The sequence below is a fragment of the Streptomyces sp. A1136 genome, from assembly GCF_004795055.1.
GTDB lineage: Bacteria > Actinomycetota > Actinomycetes > Streptomycetales > Streptomycetaceae > Streptomyces.
In genome coordinates this window covers 77,366-99,369 of the sequence record NZ_SSBJ01000013.1, presented here as the reverse complement: position 1 = coordinate 99,369, position 22,004 = coordinate 77,366, and the positions used below count along the sequence as shown (strand labels likewise).

The following is a 22,004-nucleotide window of genomic DNA, read 5'->3' as shown; positions in this document are numbered from 1 at the left end:
ACGACGACGAGACGCGCGATGCCCCGCACCGGACCGGTGCGGGGCATTCGCATGTGCGGGGTCGGTCGCCCGGACCTCAGGCGCGCACGACCTGGAGGACACCGTTGATGATCTGCTGGACGGCGATCGCGGAGAGCATCATGCCGGCGAGGCGCGTCACCAGGACGACGCCACCGTCCTTGATCACCCTGATGATCACCAGGGAGTAGCGCATCGTGATCCACAGCACGACGTGCATGGCGATGATCGCGGACCAGACGGAGAGCTGCCCGCCGAAGCCGTCGGCCTTCTGCACGGCGAGGATGACCGACACGATCGCGCCCGGGCCCGCCAGCAGCGGCATGCCGAGGGGCACGAGGGCGACGTTCACGTCCTTGGTCTGCTTGGGCTCGTCCGTCTTGCCGGTGAGCAGGTCCAGCGCGATCAGCAGGAGCAGCAGCCCGCCGGCGATCATCAGCGCCGGGACGGACACGTGCAGGTAGTCGAGGATCTGCTGGCCGCAGACGCCGAAGACGGCGATGACACCGAAGGCCACGCAGACGGCCTGCCAGGCCATCCGGCGCTGCACCTTGGTGGCGCGGCCGGACGTCAGGGCCAGGAAGATCGGCGTGATCCCTGGGGGGTCCATAATCACGAAAAGCGTGAGAAATAGGGATCCGAAGACGGCGAAATCAAACACAGTGATGCCTTGCAGGAGAGAGGGGTGTAGCAAAAAGGGTGGGGCGGTGGAGGGATCAGCCCTCGTGGCGGCTTCCACCCGCGCCGGGGACGGGGAAGGCCCCGGTGGCGCGGCGCGTGATCTCGCCGTAGATCTCGGGGTCGGTCGTGTACTCCCCGAGGCGGCAGGTCTTGCGGCTGCCGTGGTAGTCGCTGGACCCGGTCGCGAGCAGGCCGAGTTCGTCCGCCAGGCCCCGCAGCCGGGCGCGCGTCGCCGTGTCGTGGTCCATGTGGTCGACCTCGATGCCGTCCAGTCCGGCCGCCGCCAGTTCGGCCAGGACGGTCTCGGGCACGCACCGGCCGCGCTTGACGGCGGCGGGGTGGGCGAAGACGGTGACCCCGCCGGCCGCCTTCACCAGACGGATGGCGTCGAAGGGGTCGAGCTCGTGCTTCTGCGCGTGGGCACGGCCGCCGTCGGCGAGCCAGTCGGGCGTGAACGCGTCGGAGACGGTGGGCACGACGCCGAGCTCGACGAGGGCGGCGGCGATGTGCGGCCGGCCCACGGAACCCGCCCCGGCGATCCGGGCGACCTGCTCCCAGGTGATGTCCACGCCGAGCGCCCGCAGCTTGTCGATCATGGTCTGGGCGCGGGGGGTGCGGTCGTCGCGGACCAGTTCCCGCTCGGCGTGCAGCTCGGGCTCTCGCGGGTCGAAGAGGTAGGCGAGCATGTGCACCCCGATCCCGTCGAGCCGGCAGCTCAGCTCCGCTCCGGTCACCAGGGTGAGCCCCGGCGGCAGGGCCGCGATGGCCTCGGCGTAGCCGCCGACGGTGTCGTGGTCGGTCAGCGCGACGACGTCCAGCCCGGCGGCGGCGGCGTTGCGAACCAGCTCGGCGGGGGTGTCGGTGCCGTCGGAAGCGGTGGAGTGGGCGTGCAGGTCGATGCGCACTGCCGAGCTCCAGCTTCTACGGACGGACAAAGGGGGACGCTCCAGGATACCGGGCCCCGGCCCCGACCGGGCACAGCCGATCGTCCGGCCCCGGTGCCAGTCGCCCGGCGGCCCCGGTGTCCGGGCCCGCCAGGCAGCTCCCGGCCGGGTGCGGCGTCCGAGGACCGGCCGCCCGTCGTGAGCCGCACCAACGCCCGGGCCCCCGACCCGGCGGTCGGCGGACGGAATACGGCGCGGGGGGGCCGAAGCCTGGGTCCGGCGGACGGAATACGGCGCGGGGGGCCGAAGCCGGGGAGGCCCGCCGGGGCCGGACGGCGCGAGGGTCGCGTCAGCCTCAGGAGGACAAGATGCGCGGGCTCAGCGCACCGCAGGGGACCAGTTCGACCTCGGCGCCCGCCTCGCGCAGGTCGGTCAGGACGAGTTCGTCGTACATGAGCAGCCCCGTCTGCTCGGGCCAGACCACGGCCCACAACCACAGCCCGCGCGCCTCGCCCGCGAAGACGGCCCGGTCGTCCGGGACTCCCTTGACGTGCCACAGCGGGGTGGGGCGGCCCGCCGCGACGACCTTGGCGTGCGGCGGCGCCGAGACGTCCATGAACGGGCCGGGGTCGGGCGCGTCGATCCCCGCGTACCGCGCTCCGAGGCCGACGCCGAGTTCCTCCGCCACGAGGACCAGCTCCCCCATGCCGCCCAGCGGCCCGGGGCCCGAGCAGGCGACGGCGGTGGCGCGCCCCCCGCTGCGGTCGTCCCCGGCGGCGGCCACCCCGGTGAACAGCCACCCCACCGGCAGGGGCCACGGCATCCACACCGGTACCTGCGCCCGGTGCACTATCACGCCCAGGCCCTCGACGCTGGGCGGGATCACAGGCTGTAGGGGATGGACGGCGCCGTGCACCGCGCACTGCCAGGAGTCGGCGAAAAGACCGGGCGCTCGCACCCGGCCACCGCACTTCGGGCAACTCGGTTCGCCCCTCATAAGAAGCACGCTCCTCCCCGCCCGGCGCCCCGTCAAGGCACGCTCACCCGTCCGGATGCCATCCGTACCCCGGGCGACGGGAGCTCAGTCCAGTGCGACGGCCGTACGCAGAGGGTCCCGCAGATCCGTGCCGCGCGCGAGCCAGCGCTCCTGGAGGGCGGCCGCTCCGTGCACCCGCTTCCAGGCGGCCTCGTTCGCCGTCATCGGAAGCAGCGGGAGGAACCGCACCGGCTCCAGCGGCTCGTCCAGGTCGAGGTCCTCCACCAGCCCGCCCGGCTCGGCGACGAGCACGGAGCTGAACGGCGCGCCCTCCCACAGCGGTTCGCCCACGTCCAGCGAGGCCCCGGGCGCCACGACCAGCCCTTCGACCATCGGCGACGCGGCCAGCACCGCGAGCGGGCGGAGCACCTTGTCGGTGGGCGCGAGCCCCGCGCGTACGGTCAGCACCAACTCGGCGCGCGGCCCGCGCAACGGGTCGGCGACCACGGCGGTCGGGTCGGTCATCGGGTGCGCGGACATGCCGAGGGTCGCGTACCGCACGAGGTCGCCCTCGGCGAAGCGGAGTACCTCGATGCGGTCGGTGCCGAGGAAGGTGACGGCGGCGCGGGCGTCGGGTTCGCCGAACGCGGTGCGCAGCCGGGCCTCCACAAGGGCGAGAATTTCTGCCATGGAGCGAGCATAGAACTCGTATCCGGCGGGTAAAGGCGCGGTCCTGACCATGCGTCGGCTGATAGTGTCGGCAGCTGGTCGGGGCCGCACGCAGACGCGTTGTTCCAAGGGTCCGGGCGACAGGACGTCCCTCACGGGGGACCGGCCGGAGGAGGTGGGGCTGCGATGGATCGAAGTCGATCGTGCAGTACCAATCGCTCTTCCACTTCTATGCCGGGCGTTTCGCGTCCCCTGTGATCTTCCCCCCACGTGGCCTTCGGGCCACTCGGAAGGTCGGTAGAAGAGCGACGGCAGAACGTTGTCCTCTCCGCCCTGTTTCCCTCCGTCCGCCCGGGGCCGATCACCCGTGCGCGGCCCGGAGGGCCTCCCACCCGTACGGCCCGCAGCCGTGCGCGCGAAGGAGCCTGCCATGTCGATGCTGCCCTACCTCCGTGCCGCCGTCCGCCCGGCCCTGCGCCGGTCCACTCCCGCGCAGCCCGGCTACGACACCACCCGCGACCCGTCGGCCGTCAGCGCGGTCGTGGACTGCGCCGTCTACCGTGACGGCCGGCGCGATCAGCGGGCCGGAGTGGGGTGCCTGACGCCCCGTGAGGCGATGCGCCGGGTCCGCGAGGACGGTGGTTTCGCCTGGATCGGTCTGCACGAGCCGACCGAGGACGAGTTCGCCGGGATCGCCGCCACGTTCGGGCTGCACCCGCTCGCCGTGGAGGACGCGGTGCACGCGCACCAGCGGCCCAAGCTGGAGCGCTACGACGACACCCTGTTCACCGTCTTCAAGACGATCCACTACGTCGAGCACACCGAACTGACGTCCACCAGCGAGGTCGTGGAGACGGGCGAGGTCATGTGCTTCACCGGCCCCGACTTCGTCATCACCGTCCGCCACGGCGGCCAGGGCTCCCTCAGGGGCCTGCGCCACCGCCTCCAGGACGACCCCGAACTGTTGGCGCGGGGGCCTTCGGCGGTGCTGCACTCGCTCGCGGACCACGTCGTCGACGGCTACATCGCGGTCGCCGCGGCCGTACAGGACGACATCGACGAGGTGGAGAGCGCGGTCTTCGCCGCGCCCGCCAAGGGCGGCGGCCGGGGCGGCGACGCGGGCCGCATCTACCAGCTCAAGCGTGAGGTGCTGGAGTTCAAGCGGGCCGTGGCCCCGCTGCTGCGGCCGATGGAACTGCTCAGCGAGCGCCCCATGCGGCTGGTGGACCCCGACATCCAGAAGTACTTCCGCGACGTGGCCGATCACCTGGCGCGGGTGCACGAGCAGGTCGTCGGCTTCGACGAGCTGCTCAACTCGATCCTCCAGGCCAGCCTGGCCCAGGCGTCGGTCGCGCAGAACGAGGACATGCGCAAGATCACCTCCTGGGCGGCGATCATCGCGGTGCCGACGATGATCTGCGGCGTGTACGGGATGAACTTCGAGCACATGCCGGAACTGCACTGGCGCTACGGCTATCCGTTGGTGATGGCCACCATCGCCGGGGCCTGCCTCACCATCCACCGGGCCCTGCGCCGCAACGGCTGGCTGTAGCCGGCTCCCGGGGCCTGGCTACCCTGTGCGCATGACTCTCAGCGCACTCGACCTGGCCCTCGTCGAGGAGGCCACCAAGAAGTCCGGCCTCATCTGGGTCCGCGGCGGCGGTGCCGACCGGGCCCTGTGGCACGCCTGGGTGGACGGCGCCGCGCACGTGGTGGGCGACGGGCCCGGCGAGCAGCCGTTCCCGGGGCTCGTGGACGGCGCGACCGCCGAGGTGACGGTGCGCAGCAAGGACAAGGGCGGCCGGCTGGTCGCCTGGACGGCCACCGTCCGGGAGCTCGCGCCGCGGGGCGAGGCGTGGGAGGCCGCGGTCGCGGAGCTCAAGGGCAAACGGCTGAACGCGCCGGACGCGGAGCGCATGACGGACCGGTGGGCGCGCGAGTGCCGGCTGCTGCGGCTGGAGCCGGCGGCGGTACGGGACTCCCTGCCGGGCGGCTCGCTGGCCGCGGCCCCGCTGCCGAGCCCGGCGATCACGCGCCGGGAGATCCCGGCCGGACTGCCTAAGCTGCTGCTCAAGCGGAAGAAGGCGGCCCGCTAGGTCGCGTTCCGCGCGGCCCGGCGCAGGGCGGCGGCCCGGCCGCGGCCCGGTCAGCCGTCGGTGGGGTCGGAGCCCTGACCGGAGCTCTTGCTGGGGCCGGGGGTGGCGCCGCTCGTGTCCTTGGTGGTGGGCAACTGGGCGCCGTAATCCACCGTCTGGTCCTCCGCGGGCGCGTTCAGCGGGAAGTTTTGCCCCCAGTCGCCCAGTTGCACCCGCCCGGCGCCGCCCGCGCGTTCCATGAGGAGCGGGTACGGGGTCCCCTCCAGCGACACGGAGAGCCGGCCGCCCTTGCCGCCGCCCGCGAGGACCGGCACGACGCGCCCGTGCCCGACCTTGCCGTACGCGGCCTTGGTGAGCTTGCCGTCGAGGCCGAGGAGCCCGTCGAGCAGCACGTGCATGTCGGTGAAGCCGCGGAACTGCTTGTAGGTGGGGTCGCTCTGGGGCACCTTCACGAACTTGTCGCCGAGCTTCCCGGCCGAGTCGGACTTCCCCCAGAAGGCGGCGTTCGCCTTCAGGTACAGCTGCTCCCCGATGCGCAGCACCTGGAAGGTGTCCTGCTGGGACTTGACCTCGCCGGAGCCGCCGTCGCCCTTCAGGCGCATGTCGAGGGTGAAGGTCTTGCCGCCGGTGACCACCGAACCGGACAGGTGCACCGAGGAGGCCGCCGCGGCCGCCGCCTTGGCCTTCGCCTCGATCTGGTCCGCGGGCAGTTTGCCGACGCCGTTGGTGCCCTTGTCGGGGTCCTCGCCGCCGCCGCAACCCGTGACGGTGACGGTGAGACCCGCGCACAGCGCGCCGATGAAGGCGGCCCGGCGCAGGCGCGCGGCGGGGAAGTAGGCGGTCACGTGCGGGTGCCTCCCGGTCGGTCGTCTGGGGCAGCAGGCAGCGTACCCGCCCGTTCCGCGCGGCCCGCGCCCGGTGTGGAAGCCGCCCGTCCGGCCCCGTACGGACGCCGTCCGACGGCCCCACCATGACGCCTTCCCGGGCCACGGGCTAGCCTGAGGCTCGGCAGGACTGTTGATCGACGGTCGGTTCACGTTCTAGGAGGCGCTCGGATGGTTGCTGGCGCCCCGCGGATCTTCGTCTCGCATCTGTCGGGTGTGCCCGTCTTCGACCCCAACGGCGACCAGGTGGGCCGGGTGCGCGACCTCGTCGCCATGCTGCGCGTCGGCGGGCGGCCGCCGCGGCTGCTGGGGCTGGTGGTCGAGGTGGTCAGCCGGCGGCGGATCTTCCTGCCCATGACCCGGGTGACGGGCGTGGAGTCCGGGCAGGTCATCACCACCGGAGTCGTCAACATGCGGCGCTTCGAGCAGCGCCCCACCGAGCGGCTGATCCTCGGCGAGCTGCTGGACCGCCGCGTGAAGCTGGTGTCGACCGGCGAGGAGGTCACCGTCCTGGACGTGGCCATCCAACAACTGCCGGCCCGCCGGGACTGGGAGATCGACCGCATCTTCGTCCGCAAGGGCAAGGGCGGCGCGCTGCGCCGGCGCGGCGAGACCCTGACCGTGGAGTGGTCGGCGGTGACCGGGTTCTCGCTGGAGGAAGAGGGCCAGGGCGCCGAGAACCTGGTGGCCACCTTCGAGCAGATGCGCCCGGCGGACGTGGCGAACGTACTGCACCACCTGACGCCGAAGCGGCGCGCCGAGGTGGCCAGCGCCCTCGACGACGACCGGCTCGCCGACGTCATGGAGGAGCTGCCCGAGGACGAGCAGGTGGAGATCCTCGGCAAGCTCAAGGAGGAGCGGGCGGCCGACGTCCTGGAGGCGATGGACCCGGACGACGCGGCCGACCTGCTGTCCGAGCTGCCGGAGGACGACAAGGAGCGGCTGCTGACGCTCATGAAGCCGGACGACGCGGCGGACGTGCGGCGGCTGCTGTCCTACGAGGAGCGCACCGCGGGCGGTCTGATGACCACCGAGCCGATCGTGCTGCGCCCGGACGCGACGGTCGCGGACGCGCTGGCCCGGGTCCGGCAGTCGGACCTGTCCCCGGCGCTGGCGGCGCAGGTGTACGTGTGCCGGCCGCCGGACGAGACGCCGACGGGCAAGTACCTGGGGACGGTGCACTTCCAGCGGCTGCTGCGCGATCCGCCGTTCACCCTGGTCAGCTCGATCGTGGACACGGACCTGCCGCCGCTGCGGCCGGATGCCTCGCTGCCGGTGGTGACGAGCTACCTGGCCGCGTACAACATGGTCGCGGTTCCCGTCGTCGACGAGAGCGGCTCGCTGCTGGGCGCGGTTACCGTGGACGACGTTCTCGACCACCTGCTGCCGGAAGACTGGCGGGAGACGGACTTCCATTCCGAGGAGGCCGTGCGTGGCCACTGAGCGGGGGCGCGGGCGCGCGGAGCGCGGCGACGGTCCGCGCGGCGAGGCGGCGCGCGAACGGCGCCGGGAGCGGCGCGAGCAGGCGCGGGACAGCCTCTCGGAGCGCCTGGAGGCGGCGGAACGGCTGCGGCAGGAGCGGACGGAACGCTCCGTCGAGCGGACGAAGGCGGGCGTGCCCTCCGGGGCGAGCGCCCTGACGCGTTCGCGCGTCCGGCTGGACCAGCCGCGTCCGGCGCGGCGGCGATGGCTGCCCGAGTACGACCCGGAGGCGTTCGGGCGGCTCTCCGAGCGCGTCGCGCGGTTCCTGGGCACGGGCCGGTTCATCGTCTGGATGACGATCGTCATCATCGCCTGGGTGTTGTGGAACGTCTTCGCGCCGCCGCACCTGCGCTGGGACGAGTACCCCTTCATCTTCCTGACGCTGATGCTCTCCCTCCAGGCCTCCTACGCGGCCCCGCTGATCCTGCTGGCGCAGAACCGGCAGGACGACCGGGACCGGGTCAACCTGGAGCAGGACCGCAAGCAGAACGAGCGCTCCATCGCCGACACGGAGTACCTGACCCGGGAGATCGCCTCGCTGCGGATGGGCCTGGGCGAGGTCGCCACGCGCGACTGGATCCGCTCGGAGTTCCAGGACCTCATCAAGGAGATGGACGAGCGGCGGCTGCTCGCGCCCGAACGTGACGAAGACGACCGCTGACGGGCTTACCGGCGGCGTGCCACCGAGCCGTACCATCGGGTCATGGCTACCGACACAAGCTCCGCCGCTGCGCCCGGGCAGGACGCGATCCTGGACGCGCTGGCGACGGTGAACGACCCCGAGATCCACAAGCCGATCACCGACCTCGGCATGGTCAAATCGGTGGAGATCGGCGACGGCGGCGCGGTCGCGGTCACGGTCTACCTGACGGTGTCGGGCTGCCCCATGCGCGAGACCATCACCAAGAACGTCACCGAGGCCGTGGAGCGCGTCGAGGGTGTCACCTCCGTCTCGGTCACCCTCGACGTGATGAGCGACGAGCAGCGCAAGGACTTGGCCGCGACCCTGCGCGGCGGCACCGCCGAGCGCGAGGTGCCCTTCGCCAAGCCGGGTTCGCTGACCCGCGTGTACGCGGTCGCCTCCGGCAAGGGCGGCGTGGGCAAGTCCTCCGTCACGGTCAACCTGGCGGCGGCGATGGCGGCCGACGGCCTCAAGGTCGGTGTCGTGGACGCGGACATCTACGGCCACAGCGTGCCGCGCATGCTGGGCGTGGACGGCCGTCCCACCCAGGTCGAGAACATGATCATGCCACCGTCGGCGCACGGCGTGAAGGTCATCTCCATCGGCATGTTCACGCCGGGCAACGCACCGGTCGTCTGGCGCGGTCCGATGCTGCACCGGGCACTCCAGCAGTTCCTCGCGGACGTCTTCTGGGGCGACCTGGACGTGCTGCTGCTCGACCTGCCGCCGGGCACGGGTGACATCGCGATCTCCGTGGCCCAGCTCGTGCCGAACGCCGAGATCCTGGTCGTGACCACCCCTCAGCAGGCCGCGGCCGAGGTCGCCGAGCGGGCGGGCTCGATCGCCGTGCAGACCCACCAGAAGATCGTCGGTGTCGTCGAGAACATGTCGGGCCTGCCCTGCCCGCACTGCGACGAGATGGTCGACGTGTTCGGCTCGGGCGGCGGCCAGAAGGTCGCCGACGGCCTGACCAAGACGGTAGGCGCGACCGTGCCGGTGCTGGGCAACATCCCGATCGACGTGCGACTGCGGGAAGGCGGCGACGAGGGCAAGCCCGTCGTGCTGTCCGACCCGGACTCCCCGGCGGGCGCGGCGCTGCGTTCGATCGCCGGGAAGCTGGGCGGTCGCGCCCGCGGCCTGTCGGGCATGTCGCTGGGGATCACGCCCCGCAACAAGTTCTGAGCGTTCCCGGCACGAGGGTGTGACGAGGGCACCGCGGGGTTCCGCGGTGCCCTTCCCGGTTTTCACGGGGTCTCGGCCGCGCCGGGAGCCGCCGTCGCCGGGCCGTTGCCGTAGCCGTCGTCGTGGCCGTTTCGGTCGCTACGCGTACGTGCCGAGGTCGGGGATGGCCGAGAAGCCCAGGCCGTACGCGCTCATCCCGCGCCCGTACGCGCCGAGGTGCACGCCCGCCCGGGTGGAGCCGGCGAGCACCCACCCGAATTCCGACTCGCGGTAGTGGAAGGTCGTCGGCTCACCGTCGACCGGCAGCGACAGCGTCGACCAGTCGCCGCCTTCGAGGTCGTCGGCGAGTTCCCAGGCCGCCTCGGTCTGCTGGTCGAGCCAGTCGTTGCGCAGGGAGTGGTCCATCTGGCCGGGCCAGCTGTAGGCGAGCAGGCCCGAGCCGGCCAGCCAGGCGGCCGAGGCGACCGAGGTGGCCTCCAGGACACCGGTGCCGTCGCCGCTGCGCCGCACGGGGTTGCTGGCGACGGTGATCACCACCGCGAAACGCTCCTTCTCGCCGGTGGCGATCTCACCGCGGGCGGAGGGCTCGTCGCCGTGGCCGGTCGAACCGTGCTCCACGGTGCCGTCCGCGGCGGCGCCGACCTGCATGAGCCAGCGGGGGCCGGTGAAGGCCCCGTCCAGCCCGTACCAGGGGAAGTCGGCCCGCAGGTACCCGTCGACCGCCCGGCGGGCCGTCGGCGCGGGCGAGGCGCTCTCCTGGGCTTCCGGGCCGGGGGGCCGCTCGGGCTCCGGGGTCGGCTGTGGTGCGGCGGCGGGGGCCTCGGCGGTGGCTTCCGCGGGCTGTGCCCCTACCCGGCTGCTGGTCGTCTCCATCTGGGCGCCTCTCGTTCCGTGGGGTCCGGAACGGCCCTCCCCTCGCTGCGCGGGGGGTTCCCATCCTCGGGTGCCCTGCGTCCGGACAGATGGAGAGGATAGCCATCCGGTCCCCGATCGCCGGGCAGGCAGTGGCCTAGGTGGCGTCGGCGTCGAACGGCGTGCGCTGTTCGGGGGCGGGGGCGGCGGGCCTCTTCACGAGATCCGGACCGGTGGCGACGGCGGGCGTGGCGGCGGCGCCCGCGGCGGCCGGCCCGGGCTGCGTGTCCCTGCTGTTGACTGCGTCGGTGACCTCGTTCAGCTCCTTGCGGAGGTCGAAGCTGCTGCGGATCTCCTTGAGGTCCTCGTTCTCCGCCAGGTGCTTGCGGATGAAGGTCTTGGGATTGAGGTCCTCGAACTCGAAGTCCTTGAACTCCGGACCCAGTTCCGAGCGGATGTCCTGCTTGGCGCTGTCCGAGAACGAACGGATCTTGCGGATGACCCCGCTGACGTCCTGGATCATCTTCGGCAGTTTCTCCGGGCCGAAGATGAGGATGGCGAGCACCACGATCGTGACCAGTTCGAGTGCGCCTATGTCGTTGAACACCTTGCCGCTCCTCGGCTCTCTCCACGTCCGGCCTGCACAACGGTACCCGGCCCCGCGTCCGCGCCCCTACGCCAGGAGTCCCCGATCCCGCTTTCGGCCCCGCGGGCGCTCCCCGGGCGCCGTCCCGGACGTCATGATCCGCCGGCGGAGCCGAGGACCAGGTTCAAGGCGCGCTCCTTGCCCTCCCGCAACACCGTGAGGGTCAGCGCGTCGCCGGGGCGGTGGGCCCGGATCTTGATGATCAGCTCGTCCCCGCCGTGGACGCGCTGTCCGTCCACCTTCGTGATCACGTCGCCCGCCTTGATCCCGGCCCGGGCGCCCGGCCCGTCGGCGACGACCGACGGCTTGCCGTCCTCGCCCTTGGCGCCGACCCGCGCTCCGTCACCCGTGTACTGCATGTCGAGCGTGACGCCGATGACGGGGTGCGTGGCGTGGCCGGTGCGGATCAGTTCCTCGGCGACCCGCTTGCCCTGGTTGACCGGGATGGCGAAGCCGAGGCCGATGCTGCCGCTCTGGCGGGCGCCCTCGCCTCCGTCCTGGGCCTTGTCCGCGCCCCGGATCGCGCTGTTGATGCCGATCACGTGGGCCTGGGAGTCCAGGAGCGGGCCGCCGGAGTTGCCGGGGTTGATGGGGGCGTCGGTCTGGAGGGCGTCGACGTAGCTGATGTCGCTGCCATCGCCCTTGTCGCCGCCCGCGGTGATGGGGCGGCCGGTGGCGCTGATGATGCCGGCGGTGACGGTGTTGGAGAGGTCGAACGGCGCGCCGATGGCCACCACCGGGTCGCCGACCCGCACGTTCTCGGAGTTCCCGAGGGCCAGCGGTCGCAGCCCCCGCACTCCGCTGACCTTGACGACGGCCAGGTCGTAGCCGCCGTCGCGGCCCACCACCTCGGCGGTGACGCTCTCACCGGTGCTGAAGGTGACGGTTATGTCCTTCGCGTCGGCGACGACGTGGTTGTTGGTGAGGATGTGGCCCTCGCCGTCGAGGACGAAGCCGGTACCGGTACTGCCGCCGCTGTCGCCGCTGACGTGCAGGGTGACGACCCCGGGCAGGGCCGTGGCGGCGATCCCGGCCACGCTCCCGGGCGCGCGGTCCCTGTGGTCGACGGCGGACTGCGGCAGTTCGAGGCGGGTGTTGCCGCGGCGCTCGCTGAGTACGCCGACGTATCCGCCGATGGCGCCGGCCAGCAGGGCGATGACGACGCCGGCGGCCACGAGCTGCCCCCGACTCGGCCCGGGGCGGGGCACCCCGCCCGAGTCGACGACCTGCAACGGCGCGGCGGCCCAGGGGTCGTAACGGGGCGCTGCCGGCGGTGCGGGGGCCGGCTCCGGCTCGGGCGTACGGGGCCCCGGCACGTCCACCGGACCGTCGGGACGGCTCCACCAGCGGGGCGCCGGTGCCGGTTCGGTGTGCTGGTCTTCGGACATGGGCGCTCCCCCGCGGCTGGCGGACTTCCACAGCTGTCGCACCGCCGGGCGGCGCCTAGGCGCCGATTCAATCAGGTTCGCGCGCGGGTCGTCTCCCGTGGGCGCCCGCGCACGGGGCGCGGGCGAGCCGGGCGCGGGCGGATCGGGGTCAGCGGGCCATGGACACGGCAGGGCGGCCCGACACCGGCGCGGAGGGGCTCAGCACCCCCCGGGGCGCGAAGGTGGGCAGCACACCGGGGCTCGGGAGCCGGTCGCGGACCACCGCGTCGGTCAGGGGTACGTACGACCCCGGCCGCGCGGCCGGCGCGTCACCCCGCGAGGCCCCCGGCTCCACGGAGTCCAACGGCAGGGCCCCGCCCAGGGCGAGCGCGGCGAGCGAGACCGCCCCGGCCGCGACGAACGCGAACCGGCGTCTGGGGCGGCCCGGCTCGTGGGCCCGGCCGACCTCATGGATACGCAGCCCCTCGCGCGGCGCGGCCGGAGCCACGTACCCGAAGGTCGCCGTCGGTGCTCCGCCTCCCGGCGACCCGGGGGGAGGGTTCCCGGGATCACCGCCCGGCAGCCCTTGCAGGCGCGCGAGCAGCCCGGCGGACAGGGGGGGTGGCGCGCTCTCCACGAACATGGTCTTGAGTCGGCGCTGGGCGTCGGCTTCGGCCTTGCATCTGGGACAGGTCGCCAGGTGCGCGAGCACCCGCTCGCGGGCGTCGTGACTCAGCTCTCCGTCGACGAGGGCGGCGAGCCGGTCGCCCAGGTGCTGTTCGGCGGGGGACGGTCGGGTTCCGCTCACTCGGCTCCGCCCTCTCCCCCGGCACCGGGAGCGCCCACCGCCGCCCCGGCCAGCGCGCGCTGCTCCGCGCGGGCCTGCGGCGACCGGTGCCTGAGCGCCCTGCGCAGGTGTGAGCGGCCCCGGTGGATGCGGCTGCGCACGGTGCCGAGCTTCACGCCGAGCGTGGCGGCGATCTCCTCGTACGACAGACCCTCGATGTCACAGAGCACGACGGCCGCGCGGAACTCGGGCGCGAGGGTGTCCAGCGCCTGCTGCACGTCCGCGTCGAAGTGGGTGTCGTGGAGCACCTGCTGCGGGGACGGCTCACGGCTGGGCAGCCGCTCGGCGGCGTCGTCGCCGAGGGCGTCGAACCGGATGCGCTGCTTGCGGCGGACCATGTCCAGGAAGAGGTTGGTGGTGATGCGGTGGAGCCAGCCCTCGAACGTACCGGGCGTGTAGGTGGAGAGCGAGCGGAAGACGCGGACGAAGACTTCCTGCGTGAGGTCCTCGGCGTCGTGCTGATTGCCCGTCAGGCGGTAGGCGAGGCGGTAGACCCGCGCGCTGTGCGTGCTGACGATCTCCTCCCAGGAGGGAGGCGTCCACGCCTGCGATCCCGCGTCGGCGGCAAAGGTCGCGGTGGTCGCGGTGTCGGCGGAGTGGAAGCTGTCAGCGGTCTCGGTCACGGATTTCGGCTCACCTGCCGACCAGAAGAGGCGTCGGAAAACGCTTCCACGATCCGTAGGCGCAGCCGCACCTCCCCTATCGGCTCTGGTGGTGTCCAGTGGAGCCCCTACCATAGCCACCCCTCCCGTCAGCTCCGGATAAGTATTTTTGCAGTAACTTTGCAAGAGTCTTATGGGTCCTCGGGCACCCGGAACGCCGATCTGCCCTCCGCCGTCCCCTCTATCCCGCATCCGTACCGCGTCTGCCTCTTTCAACGCCCGGTCCCATCTGCGGGTTCCCGACGTCAACGGATACAGTCACCGTTGCGCCAACTATGGGGACAGGAGAGGGTCATTAGCGGCAACCGGCAGACGAGCTGGGCGTTCGCCGACGCGTTTGTCGCCGAGGACGACGCTCTGCGATGGGCCCGCGACCGGTCCAGGGAAGCGGGGCTGCGCTCCGTCTCCCCGGGCACGGGGGCCGCGCTGCGCCTGCTGGCCGCGACCGCCGACGCCAAGGCGGTGGCGGAGATCGGCACCGGGACCGGCGTCTCCGGCATCCACCTCCTGCACGGGATGCGCCCGGACGGGGTGCTGACCACCGTCGACCCGGAGCCCGACCGGCAGGCCTTCGCCCGCCAGGCATTTCGGGCCGCCGGCTTCGCCGGCAACCGCGCCCGCTTCATCCCCGGACGCGCCCTCGACGTGCTGCCGCGGCTCGCCGACGGCGGCTATGACCTGGTCTTCTGTGACGGCGACCCCACCGAGTCCCTCGACTACCTCGCCGAATCGTTGCGGTTGCTGCGTCCGGGCGGTCTGGTGTGCTTCGAAGGGGTCTTCTCCGACGGCCGTACGGTCGATTCCGCCGCCCAGCCCGTGGAGGTGCTCCGGGTCCGCGAGCTGCTGCGGAGCGTGCGCGAGAGCCCGGCATTGGAGGCCGCGCTGCTCCCGGTGGGCGACGGCCTGCTGTGCGCCGTCCGCCGCTGACGCGCGGCCCGGCCGAGGGCCCGCGACGACGACACCGCCCCGGCCGCGCGGGGCGGCCGGGGCGGTGCGGAGTTTCGTAGGCGAAGTGCCTGTCAGCGTCCTCGGGGGATCAGCCGACGACCTTCTTCAGGGCGTCACCCAGGGCGTCCGCCTCGTCCGGCGTCAGCTCGACGACAAGTCGACCGCCGCCCTCGAGCGGTACGCGCATGACGATGCCTCGCCCCTCCTTGGTGACCTCGAGCGGGCCGTCGCCCGTCCGCGGCTTCATGGCCGCCATGCTCGTTCCCCTTCCTGAAACCAGCTCATCGTCGCCGACGGCCCCATTCAGGCGCCTAGTACCCGGCATCGAACACATTGCTTCCCAGCCATTATCCCGCATGTCAGGACCCGATGACCAACATCGGCGGGGAACGCTTGTGCAACGCGCTTGACCAAAACCACTCATTTCGGGGATCGGCCTGCGATACTTCGCCGCCGCGCCCGGCGGCCGGGCTCTTCTTTCTTTGACGCACATCACATGCCCGCCGCCCGCCCGGTCCGCCATGCTGGCCCTTGCACCCGCCGGTACCGGCCGGTAGCCAAGCCCGCGACGAAGGGGGACCCCCGACATGGCCGACAGCGTGCTCTACGAAGTCACCGACGGACTCGCCACCATCACGATCAACCGGCCCGACGCGATGAACGCCATGAACACGGAGGCCAAGGTCGCCCTGCGCGACGCGGTGCGGGCCGCCGGCTCCGACCCGGAGGTACGCGCGGTCCTGCTCACCGCCGCCGGTACCCGGGCCTTCTGCGTGGGGCAGGACCTCAAGGAGCACATCGGGAACCTCGCGGCCGACCGGGAGAGCGGCTCGTCGCTGACGATGAGCACGGTCGCGGACCACTACAACCCGATCGTGCGGGCGCTCACGGAGATGCCGAAGCCGGTCGTCGCGGGCGTGAACGGGGTCGCGGCGGGGGCCGGCTTCGGCTTCGCCCTCGCGGCGGACTTCCGGGTCGTCGCCGACACGGCCTCCTTCAACACCTCTTTCGCCGGGGTGGCGCTGACCGCCGACTCGGGCGTCTCCTGGACCCTCCCCCGGCTGATCGGCGCCTCGCGCGCCTCCGACCTCCTGCTGTTCCCGCGCTCCGTCCCGGCGCGGGAGGCGTACGAGCTCGGCATCGCGAACCGCGTCGTCCCGGCGGACGAGCTGGCCACAGAGGCCGCGGCGGTGGCCCGGACCCTCGCCTCGGGCCCGACCGTCGCCTACGCGGCTCTCAAGGAGTCCCTCGCGTACGGCGCGTCCCACTCGCTGTCGGAGGCCCTGGACCACGAGGACGTCCTCCAGACCCGCGCGGGCGCCTCCGCCGACCACGGCATCGCGGTCGAGGCGTTCTTGGCGAAGCAGCCCCCGAAGTACCTGGGCCGCTAGGGGGTGTCTGACGGATCAGGGCCGGACCCGGCCATGATCCGTCGGACACCCCTTAGGCCCTTCGTCCAAGTCCCGCCCGGGCCGGGCTGCCGGCGGCGGTCGCCCGGGCGATCGGCGGCGGCCGGCCCGGGCGGGACTTTCGGCGGTACTCAGTCCCGGTGGCGGAAGCCGCAGGCCGCGAGGTGGTCGTCGACCAGGCCGCAGGCCTGCATCAGGGCATAGGCCGTCGTCGGTCCGACGAAGCGGATGCCGGCCTTCTTGAGCGCCTTGGCGAGCGCCGTGGACTGCGTCGTGACCGCCGGGACGTCGGAGAGGGTCTGCGGGGCCTTGCCCGGCTCGGGGGCGTGCGACCAGATCAGCGCGTCCAGCTCGCCCGGCTCCCACCGCGCGAGCACCTTGGCGTTCGCCAGCGTCGCCTCGATCTTCATCCGGTTGCGGATGATGCCCGGGTCCAGCATCAACCGCTGCGCGTCGCTCTCGTCGAACCGCGCGACCGCCTCGATCGCGAAGTCCGCGAACGCCTTCCGAAAACCCTCGCGCCGCCGCAGGATCGTGATCCAGGACAGCCCCGACTGGAACGCCTCCAGACACAACCGCTCGTACAGCGCGTCGTCCCCGTGGACCGGGCGGCCCCACTCCGTGTCGTGGTAGGCGATGTACTCCGGCGTCGACAGCGCCCAGGGGCACCGCAGGATCCCGTCGGGCCCGGCCACCGCCGGGGCGCCGCTCACCGGTCCTCTTTGGTGAGGTCGACGCGGGCGTGGGCGGAGACGGCGGCGGTCAGTTCGGCGATGCGCGCGTCCCGCTCCGCCAGCTCGGCCCCGAGGCGGTCCAGTACGTCGTCCACCTCGGCCATCCGGTAGCCGCGCGGCGCGACCGGCAGCCGCAGCGCGTCGATGTCCGCCCGCACCACCGGGCGGGTCTCGGGCAGCGAATCGGCCACCCGGTCCGGCTCCGCCTCGGGCAGTACGGCCTGCGAACCTCCGCCGACCACCGCGAGGGTGACCGCGGCCACGACCACGACCAGCGCGATCAGCAAGAACCAGAACACGATCAACTCCCCTGAGAGACTCCGGCCACCAGGTTAAGGTCGCAGGCGAGGCGCGAGGGCCGCCGAAGGAGGAAAGAGCAGGATGCTGCGACTGGGCAGGCGCGAGTTCGACACCCACGAGCCGGTGATCATGGCCATCGTGAACCGGACCCCTGACTCCTTCTACGACCAGGGCGCGACGTTCCACGACGAGCCCGCGCTCGCCCGGGTCGAGCAGGCGGTGGCCGAGGGGGCCGCGATCATCGACATCGGCGGGGTCAAGGCGGGTCCCGGCGAACACGTCGACGCCGCCGAGGAGGCCCGCCGTACGGTCGGCTTCGTGGCCGAGGTCCGCCGCCGCCACCCGGACGTGGTGATCAGCGTGGACACCTGGCGGCACGAGGTCGGCGAAGCGGTGTGCGAGGCCGGCGCGGACGTCCTCAACGACGCGTGGGGCGGGGTCGACCCCAAGCTGGCGGAGGTCGCGGCCCGGTACGGCGCCGGGCTGGTCTGCACCCACGCGGGCGGGGTCGAGCCGCGTACCCGGCCGCACCGCACCGCGTACGAGGACGTGATGGCGGACGTCCTGCGGGTCACGGTGGGCCTGGCCGAGCGGGCCGCCGCGCTCGGGGTGCGCCGCGACGCCATCATGATCGACCCGGGCCACGACTTCGGGAAGAACACCCGTCACTCCCTGGAGGCCACCCGACGGCTCGGCGAGATGACGGATACGGGCTGGCCGGTGCTGGTCTCGCTGTCCAACAAGGACTTCGTCGGCGAGACGCTCGACAAGCCGGTGAAGGAACGCCTGCTCGGCACCCTCGCCACCACGGCCGTCTCCGCCTGGCTCGGCGCACGGGTCTACCGCGTGCACGAGGTCGCCGAGACCCGGCAGGTGCTCGACATGGTGGCGTCCATCCAGGGCCACCGGCCCCCGGCGGTCGCCCGCCGGGGACTCGCCTGACCCGTCCGACCCTCCGGAGATCAGTCGCCGGTCTCCCGGGCGGCCTCCTCGGTGGCGGCCCGGGCGGCGCGTTCGTTCGTGCCCTCGCCGACCTCCTTGCTGACCAGCGTCACGGCCTCCTCCACGTCGTCCGTCACGTGGAAGAGGCACAGGTCGTACTCGGACGCCTTGCCCTGCGCGACGACGGTGTTCCGGAGCCAGTCGATCAGGCCGCCCCAGTACTCCGTGCCGAAGAGCACGATCGGGAAGCGGGTGATCTTCCGGGTCTGGACCAGGGTCAGGGCCTCGAACATCTCATCCAGCGTGCCGAGGCCGCCGGGCAGCACCACGAACCCCTGGCTGTACTTCACGAACATCGTCTTGCGGACGAAGAAGTACCGGAAGTTCAACCCGAGGTCGACGTGCTGGTTGAGCCCCTGCTCGAAGGGGAGCTCGATGCCCAGCCCGACCGAGATCCCGTTGGCCTCCCGGGCACCCTTGTTGGCGGCTTCCATCGCCCCCGGTCCGCCGCCCGTGATGACGGCGAAGCCGGCGTCGACGAGCGCGTGTCCGATCCGTACGCCGGCCTCGTACTCCGGCGAGCCCTCCGGGGTACGGGCCGACCCGAACACGCTGATCGCCGGGGGCAGCTCGGCCAGCGTGCCGAACCCCTCGATGAACTCCGACTGGATGCGCAGGACCCGCCAGGGATCGGTGTGCACCCACTCGGAGGGCCCGGCGGAGTCCAGCAGCCGCTGGTCCGTCGTGCTGCCCGCCTGCACCTGGCTCCGCCTGCGCAGCACCGGTCCGAGCTGCTGCTCCTCGGGCCGACGAGCGAAACCCTCGGAATTGCGGTGGTTGCCCATGATGTGCTCCCTCCTGCTGATCGTTCGATCAGGTTAGGCGCACGAAGGTGACGAGGAGCGGAATTCAGGAGGTCAGCCAGGCGCGGAGTCGCTCCTCGCAGTGCAGGATCGCCTTCGTCTCGACCCGCTCGTCGACCTTGTGCGCCAGCAGCGCGTCGCCCGGGCCGTAGTTGACCGCCGGGATGCCCAACGCACTGAAGCGGGCCACGTCCGTCCAGCCGAACTTGGGCATGGCGCGCCCGCCGACCGCCTCCATGAAGGCCGCCGCGGCCGGGTGGGACAGGCCGGGCAGGGCCCCGCCGGAGAAGTCGTCGACCACGAACTCGGCGATGTCGCAACCCGCGAAGACCTCCTTCACGTGCGCCAGCGCCTCTTCCTTGCTCCGGTCCGGGGCGTAGCGGAAGTTGACCGTCACCGTGCAGGAGTCGGGGATGACGTTGTTGGCGACACCGCCCTCGATGCGGACCGCGTTGAGGCCCTCGTGGTACTCCAGGCCGTCGATGACCGGCTTGCGGGCCTCGTACGCCGCCAGCCTCGCGAGGATCGGGGCGGCGCCGTGGATGGCGTTGGAGCCCATCCAGCTGCGCGCGGAGTGGGCGCGCTCGCCGGCCGTGCGGAGCAGGACGCGCAGGGTGCCCTGGCAGCCGCCCTCCACCTCGGCGTTCGACGGCTCCAGCAGGACCGCGAAGTCGCCCTTCAACCAGTCGGGATGGGCCTCGGCGACCTTGCCCAGGCCGTTGAGGTCGGCGGCGACCTCCTCTTGGTCGTAGAAGACGAAGGTGAGGTCCCGGTTGGGCTCGGGCACGGTCGCCGCGATCCGCAGCTGCACGGCGACGCCGGACTTCATGTCCGTGGTGCCGCAGCCCCACAGGACGTCGTTCTCGTCCAGGCGGGAGGGCACGTTGTCGGCGATCGGGACCGTGTCGAGGTGGCCGGCGAGCACGACGCGCTCGGCACGGCCGAGGTCGGTGCGGGCGACGACGTTGTTCCCGAAGCGGTCGACCGTCAGGTGCGGCAGGCCGCACAGCGCGTGTTCCACGAGGTCGGCGAGGACCTTCTCGTCGCCGCTCACGGAAGGGATGTCGACGAGCCGGGCAGTCAGCTCGGCAGCGTCCAGGGTGAGGTCCAGCTCGGATTGGGACATGGACCGACCCTAACGCCCGTGCCCTGACGAGGCCCTGCCGGTCCGGCCGGTGGACGCGTCCGGCGAGCCCGTCACGCAGCTCAAGTACGGTGGGCCGCGTGTCCCCCACCGATCACTCCAGTCCGCGCCGTCGCCGACCGCTGCTCAAGATCGCCGGTCTGCTCGTTCTGCTCGCGCTCGGCGGTTACCTCGTCGTCCAGTACCAGTCCAACGGCGGGGGCGGCGCGCCGCACTGCACGGCCGAGGCGCCCGGGGGCCAGAGCGGCGGTGCGGGCGAGCCGTACGAGATGTCGCCGGAGCAGGCCGGGAACGCGGCGACGATAGCGGCCGTCGGCGTCGCCAAGGGCGTCCCCGACCGGGCCCTCACCATCGCGCTGGCCACCGCCATGCAGGAGTCGGGGCTGCGCAACCTCGACCACGGCGACCGGGACTCGCTCGGGCTGTTCCAACAGCGCCCCTCGCAGGGATGGGGAACGCCGCAGGAGATCCGCGACCCGGTGTACGCGGCGGGCATCTTCTACGACCGGCTGTTGGACGTACGGGGCTGGGAGCGGCTGCCGCTGACCGACGCCGCGCAGGAGGTGCAGCTCAGCGGCTTCCCGGGGGCGTACGCGAAGCACGAGTCGAACGCGACCGTCCTGACGGCGGCGTTCGCCGGCGGCGGCTCGGTGACGTGCGGCGGGCCGGCGCCCACCGAGCCCGGTCGGCCGGAGCAGGTGCGGGCGGAGCTGGTGCGGATCTTCGGCAAGCAGGTCCGGGTGGACAACCCGGCCGCCCCCGCCCCCGCGAAGGCCGGCGCCGGCGCCCCGGAGGCGGAGGTCACCGTCGGGCAGCCGCAGGGACCGGCCGACTCGGCGTTCCGGCGCGCCCGGGTGGTGGCGTACTGGGCGGTGGCACACTCCCACGACCTGGGCATCGCCCGGGTCTCGTACGCCTCCCGGGGCTGGACGGCGGGCGCGGCGGGCGGCGCGTGGCAGAGCGAGCGGGCAGGGTCGGGGCGGTCCGGTGCGCCGCGGGACGCCACCGCGCAGGCGGACGAGGTACGGATCTTCGTGCACCGCTGATCCCGGCTGTGAACCGCCCCCCGGCCCGGATATCGCTCGGGCGTCCGGGACGTCCCTCGCCCGGGGGTGACCGGCAGGGCGGCGCCGGGGGCGCGGAAGGGGCGGAAGACCTGGTGGGCGCGGGTCCGGTGCGGTTGTCGCGGAAGCCGATTAAACGATGCGTTACCGATCCTTTACCGATCGGGTCCGCAACTTACCCCGCCCCGGGAGCGGTTGTACCGGCGTACTCAGCCGCTACCGCTTAGGAGCATCATGTCCTTCCCCCTGACCCGTCGGATCGCCCGTACCGCGCTGCTCCTCGCAGCCGGGGCAGCTCCCGTGGTCGGTGCGGCCGGCGCGGCCAGCGCCGCGGGCCTGGAGTCCGTGCCGCAGCTGGGCGCGCTCACGTCCCCCGACGCCGGTGTCGCCGCCGTCGGCGACACCGCCGCCACCGCCACGGACACCGCGGCGAAGGCCGCCCCCGCCCAGCTGACCGAGGCGGCCGGCCCGCTGCTGGCCGGCCTGCCGACCTCCGGGCTGCCCACGTCCGAGCTGCCCACCTCGGCCCTGCCGACCTCGGCCCTGCCGACCTCGGGGCTGCCCACCTCCGGGCTGCCGACCTCCGGGCTGCCGCTGAACGCCGGACCGCTGGGCGGTCTCGGCCACTGACCCGCCGCCGCGGGAACACCGAGGGGCCGGGAGTCCGATTCC

The 22,004-nt window shown here is 72.7% G+C and carries 22 protein-coding genes and 3 pseudogenes; 10 read left to right on the top strand and 15 right to left on the bottom strand.

Going from position 1 to position 22,004, the window contains the following annotated elements; genetic code table 11:
* Positions 1-76 precede the first annotated feature (76 nt).
* From E6R62_RS15110 to E6R62_RS15095, 4 genes are all read right to left on the bottom strand, one after another.
* Positions 77-679: a MarC family protein gene (locus E6R62_RS15110; RefSeq protein WP_136213929.1), complete on the bottom strand. Its 603-nt coding sequence runs from the start codon at positions 677-679 to the stop codon at positions 77-79.
* Between the two features lie 55 nt (positions 680-734).
* Positions 735-1,604, bottom strand: a complete 870-nt coding sequence (locus E6R62_RS15105) for a PHP domain-containing protein (RefSeq protein WP_136213928.1) — start codon at positions 1,602-1,604, stop codon at positions 735-737.
* A gap of 334 nt (positions 1,605-1,938) precedes the next feature.
* Positions 1,939-2,580, bottom strand: coding sequence for a DUF6758 family protein (locus E6R62_RS15100; RefSeq protein WP_136213927.1), 642 nt, complete (start codon positions 2,578-2,580; stop codon positions 1,939-1,941).
* An 84-nt stretch (positions 2,581-2,664) separates the two neighbouring features.
* Positions 2,665-3,249, bottom strand: coding sequence for a suppressor of fused domain protein (locus E6R62_RS15095; protein ID WP_136213926.1), 585 nt, complete (start codon positions 3,247-3,249; stop codon positions 2,665-2,667).
* 409 nt (positions 3,250-3,658) lie between these two features.
* Between E6R62_RS15095 and E6R62_RS15090 the strand changes: the two genes are divergently transcribed.
* A complete protein-coding gene (locus tag E6R62_RS15090) occupies positions 3,659-4,780 on the top strand; it encodes a magnesium and cobalt transport protein CorA (protein ID WP_136213925.1) in 1,122 nt (373 codons plus the stop codon).
* 31 nt (positions 4,781-4,811) lie between these two features.
* Positions 4,812-5,324 carry a hypothetical protein gene (locus tag E6R62_RS15085; RefSeq protein ID WP_136213924.1) on the top strand — a complete coding sequence of 171 codons (513 nt, stop codon included), beginning with the start codon at positions 4,812-4,814 and terminating at the stop codon, positions 5,322-5,324.
* A 50-nt stretch (positions 5,325-5,374) separates the two neighbouring features.
* Here the strand turns inward: E6R62_RS15085 and E6R62_RS15080 are convergent, their stop codons facing one another.
* Positions 5,375-6,169, bottom strand: a complete 795-nt coding sequence (locus E6R62_RS15080) for a hypothetical protein (protein ID WP_136213923.1) — start codon at positions 6,167-6,169, stop codon at positions 5,375-5,377.
* A 210-nt stretch (positions 6,170-6,379) separates the two neighbouring features.
* On the opposite strand from E6R62_RS15080, the gene E6R62_RS15075 reads away from it, so the two are divergent.
* The 3 genes from E6R62_RS15075 to E6R62_RS15065 all read left to right on the top strand — a co-directional run bounded on the left by E6R62_RS15075 (position 6,380) and on the right by E6R62_RS15065 (position 9,554).
* Positions 6,380-7,651: a CBS domain-containing protein gene (locus E6R62_RS15075; protein ID WP_136213922.1), complete on the top strand. Its 1,272-nt coding sequence runs from the start codon at positions 6,380-6,382 to the stop codon at positions 7,649-7,651.
* Between the two features lie 124 nt (positions 7,652-7,775).
* Positions 7,776-8,351, top strand: coding sequence for a DUF1003 domain-containing protein (locus tag E6R62_RS15070; protein ID WP_136213997.1), 576 nt, complete (start codon positions 7,776-7,778; stop codon positions 8,349-8,351).
* A 42-nt stretch (positions 8,352-8,393) separates the two neighbouring features.
* The gene (locus tag E6R62_RS15065) at positions 8,394-9,554 is read left to right on the top strand and encodes an Mrp/NBP35 family ATP-binding protein (RefSeq protein ID WP_240801682.1); all 1,161 of its coding nucleotides are present in this window, start codon (positions 8,394-8,396) and stop codon (positions 9,552-9,554) included.
* 138 nt (positions 9,555-9,692) lie between these two features.
* Here E6R62_RS15065 and E6R62_RS15060 read toward each other — a convergent pair whose 3' ends face one another.
* The 5 genes and pseudogenes from E6R62_RS15060 to sigE all read right to left on the bottom strand — a co-directional run bounded on the left by E6R62_RS15060 (position 9,693) and on the right by sigE (position 14,003).
* Positions 9,693-10,427, bottom strand: a complete 735-nt coding sequence (locus E6R62_RS15060; RefSeq protein ID WP_136213921.1) for a hypothetical protein — start codon at positions 10,425-10,427, stop codon at positions 9,693-9,695.
* A 136-nt stretch (positions 10,428-10,563) separates the two neighbouring features.
* Positions 10,564-11,013 (bottom strand): sec-independent translocase, encoded by a 450-nt coding sequence (locus E6R62_RS15055; protein WP_136213920.1) that lies wholly within the window; start codon positions 11,011-11,013, stop codon positions 10,564-10,566.
* A 131-nt stretch (positions 11,014-11,144) separates the two neighbouring features.
* Complete coding sequence (locus tag E6R62_RS15050; protein WP_240801692.1) at positions 11,145-12,611, bottom strand: S1C family serine protease; 1,467 nt, start codon at positions 12,609-12,611, stop codon at positions 11,145-11,147.
* 166 nt (positions 12,612-12,777) lie between these two features.
* A pseudogene (locus tag E6R62_RS15045) lies at positions 12,778-13,227 on the bottom strand (anti-sigma factor); the annotation flags it as partial.
* Complete coding sequence (sigE, locus tag E6R62_RS15040) at positions 13,224-14,003, bottom strand: RNA polymerase sigma factor SigE (protein WP_136213917.1); 780 nt, start codon at positions 14,001-14,003, stop codon at positions 13,224-13,226. The pseudogene E6R62_RS15045 and the gene sigE, both read right to left, overlap by 4 nt.
* A 189-nt stretch (positions 14,004-14,192) precedes the next feature.
* Here sigE and E6R62_RS15035 point away from each other — a divergent pair, with 189 nt between their 5' ends.
* Positions 14,193-14,855 (top strand): O-methyltransferase, encoded by a 663-nt coding sequence (locus E6R62_RS15035; protein WP_136213916.1) that lies wholly within the window; start codon positions 14,193-14,195, stop codon positions 14,853-14,855.
* Between the two features lie 109 nt (positions 14,856-14,964).
* Here E6R62_RS15035 and E6R62_RS15030 read toward each other — a convergent pair whose 3' ends face one another.
* The gene (locus E6R62_RS15030) at positions 14,965-15,132 is read right to left on the bottom strand and encodes a DUF3117 domain-containing protein (RefSeq protein ID WP_003966491.1); all 168 of its coding nucleotides are present in this window, start codon (positions 15,130-15,132) and stop codon (positions 14,965-14,967) included.
* 331 nt (positions 15,133-15,463) lie between these two features.
* Here E6R62_RS15030 and E6R62_RS15025 point away from each other — a divergent pair, with 331 nt between their 5' ends.
* Positions 15,464-16,267, top strand: a complete 804-nt coding sequence (locus E6R62_RS15025; RefSeq protein ID WP_136213915.1) for an enoyl-CoA hydratase/isomerase family protein — start codon at positions 15,464-15,466, stop codon at positions 16,265-16,267.
* Between the two features lie 149 nt (positions 16,268-16,416).
* Here the strand turns inward: E6R62_RS15025 and E6R62_RS15020 are convergent, their stop codons facing one another.
* Positions 16,417-16,998, bottom strand: coding sequence for a DNA-3-methyladenine glycosylase I (locus E6R62_RS15020; RefSeq protein ID WP_136213914.1), 582 nt, complete (start codon positions 16,996-16,998; stop codon positions 16,417-16,419).
* A 38-nt stretch (positions 16,999-17,036) separates the two neighbouring features.
* Positions 17,037-17,324: pseudogene (locus E6R62_RS15015) on the bottom strand (DivIVA domain-containing protein); the annotation flags it as partial.
* A 76-nt stretch (positions 17,325-17,400) separates the two neighbouring features.
* Here E6R62_RS15015 and folP point away from each other — a divergent pair.
* Complete coding sequence (gene folP, locus E6R62_RS15010) at positions 17,401-18,261, top strand: dihydropteroate synthase (protein WP_136213912.1); 861 nt, start codon at positions 17,401-17,403, stop codon at positions 18,259-18,261.
* Positions 18,262-18,347: 86 nt separating this feature from the next.
* On the opposite strand, the pseudogene E6R62_RS15005 reads toward folP, so the two are convergent.
* Positions 18,348-19,106: pseudogene (locus E6R62_RS15005) on the bottom strand (TIGR00730 family Rossman fold protein); the annotation flags it as partial.
* 64 nt (positions 19,107-19,170) lie between these two features.
* Positions 19,171-20,250, bottom strand: coding sequence for a succinyl-diaminopimelate desuccinylase (gene dapE / locus E6R62_RS15000; protein ID WP_136213911.1), 1,080 nt, complete (start codon positions 20,248-20,250; stop codon positions 19,171-19,173).
* A 98-nt stretch (positions 20,251-20,348) separates the two neighbouring features.
* Between dapE and E6R62_RS14995 the strand changes: the two genes are divergently transcribed.
* Positions 20,349-21,314: a hypothetical protein gene (locus tag E6R62_RS14995; protein ID WP_168714057.1), complete on the top strand. Its 966-nt coding sequence runs from the start codon at positions 20,349-20,351 to the stop codon at positions 21,312-21,314.
* Between the two features lie 252 nt (positions 21,315-21,566).
* The gene (locus E6R62_RS14990; RefSeq protein ID WP_136213909.1) at positions 21,567-21,962 is read left to right on the top strand and encodes an ATP-binding protein; all 396 of its coding nucleotides are present in this window, start codon (positions 21,567-21,569) and stop codon (positions 21,960-21,962) included.
* Positions 21,963-22,004 lie beyond the last annotated feature (42 nt).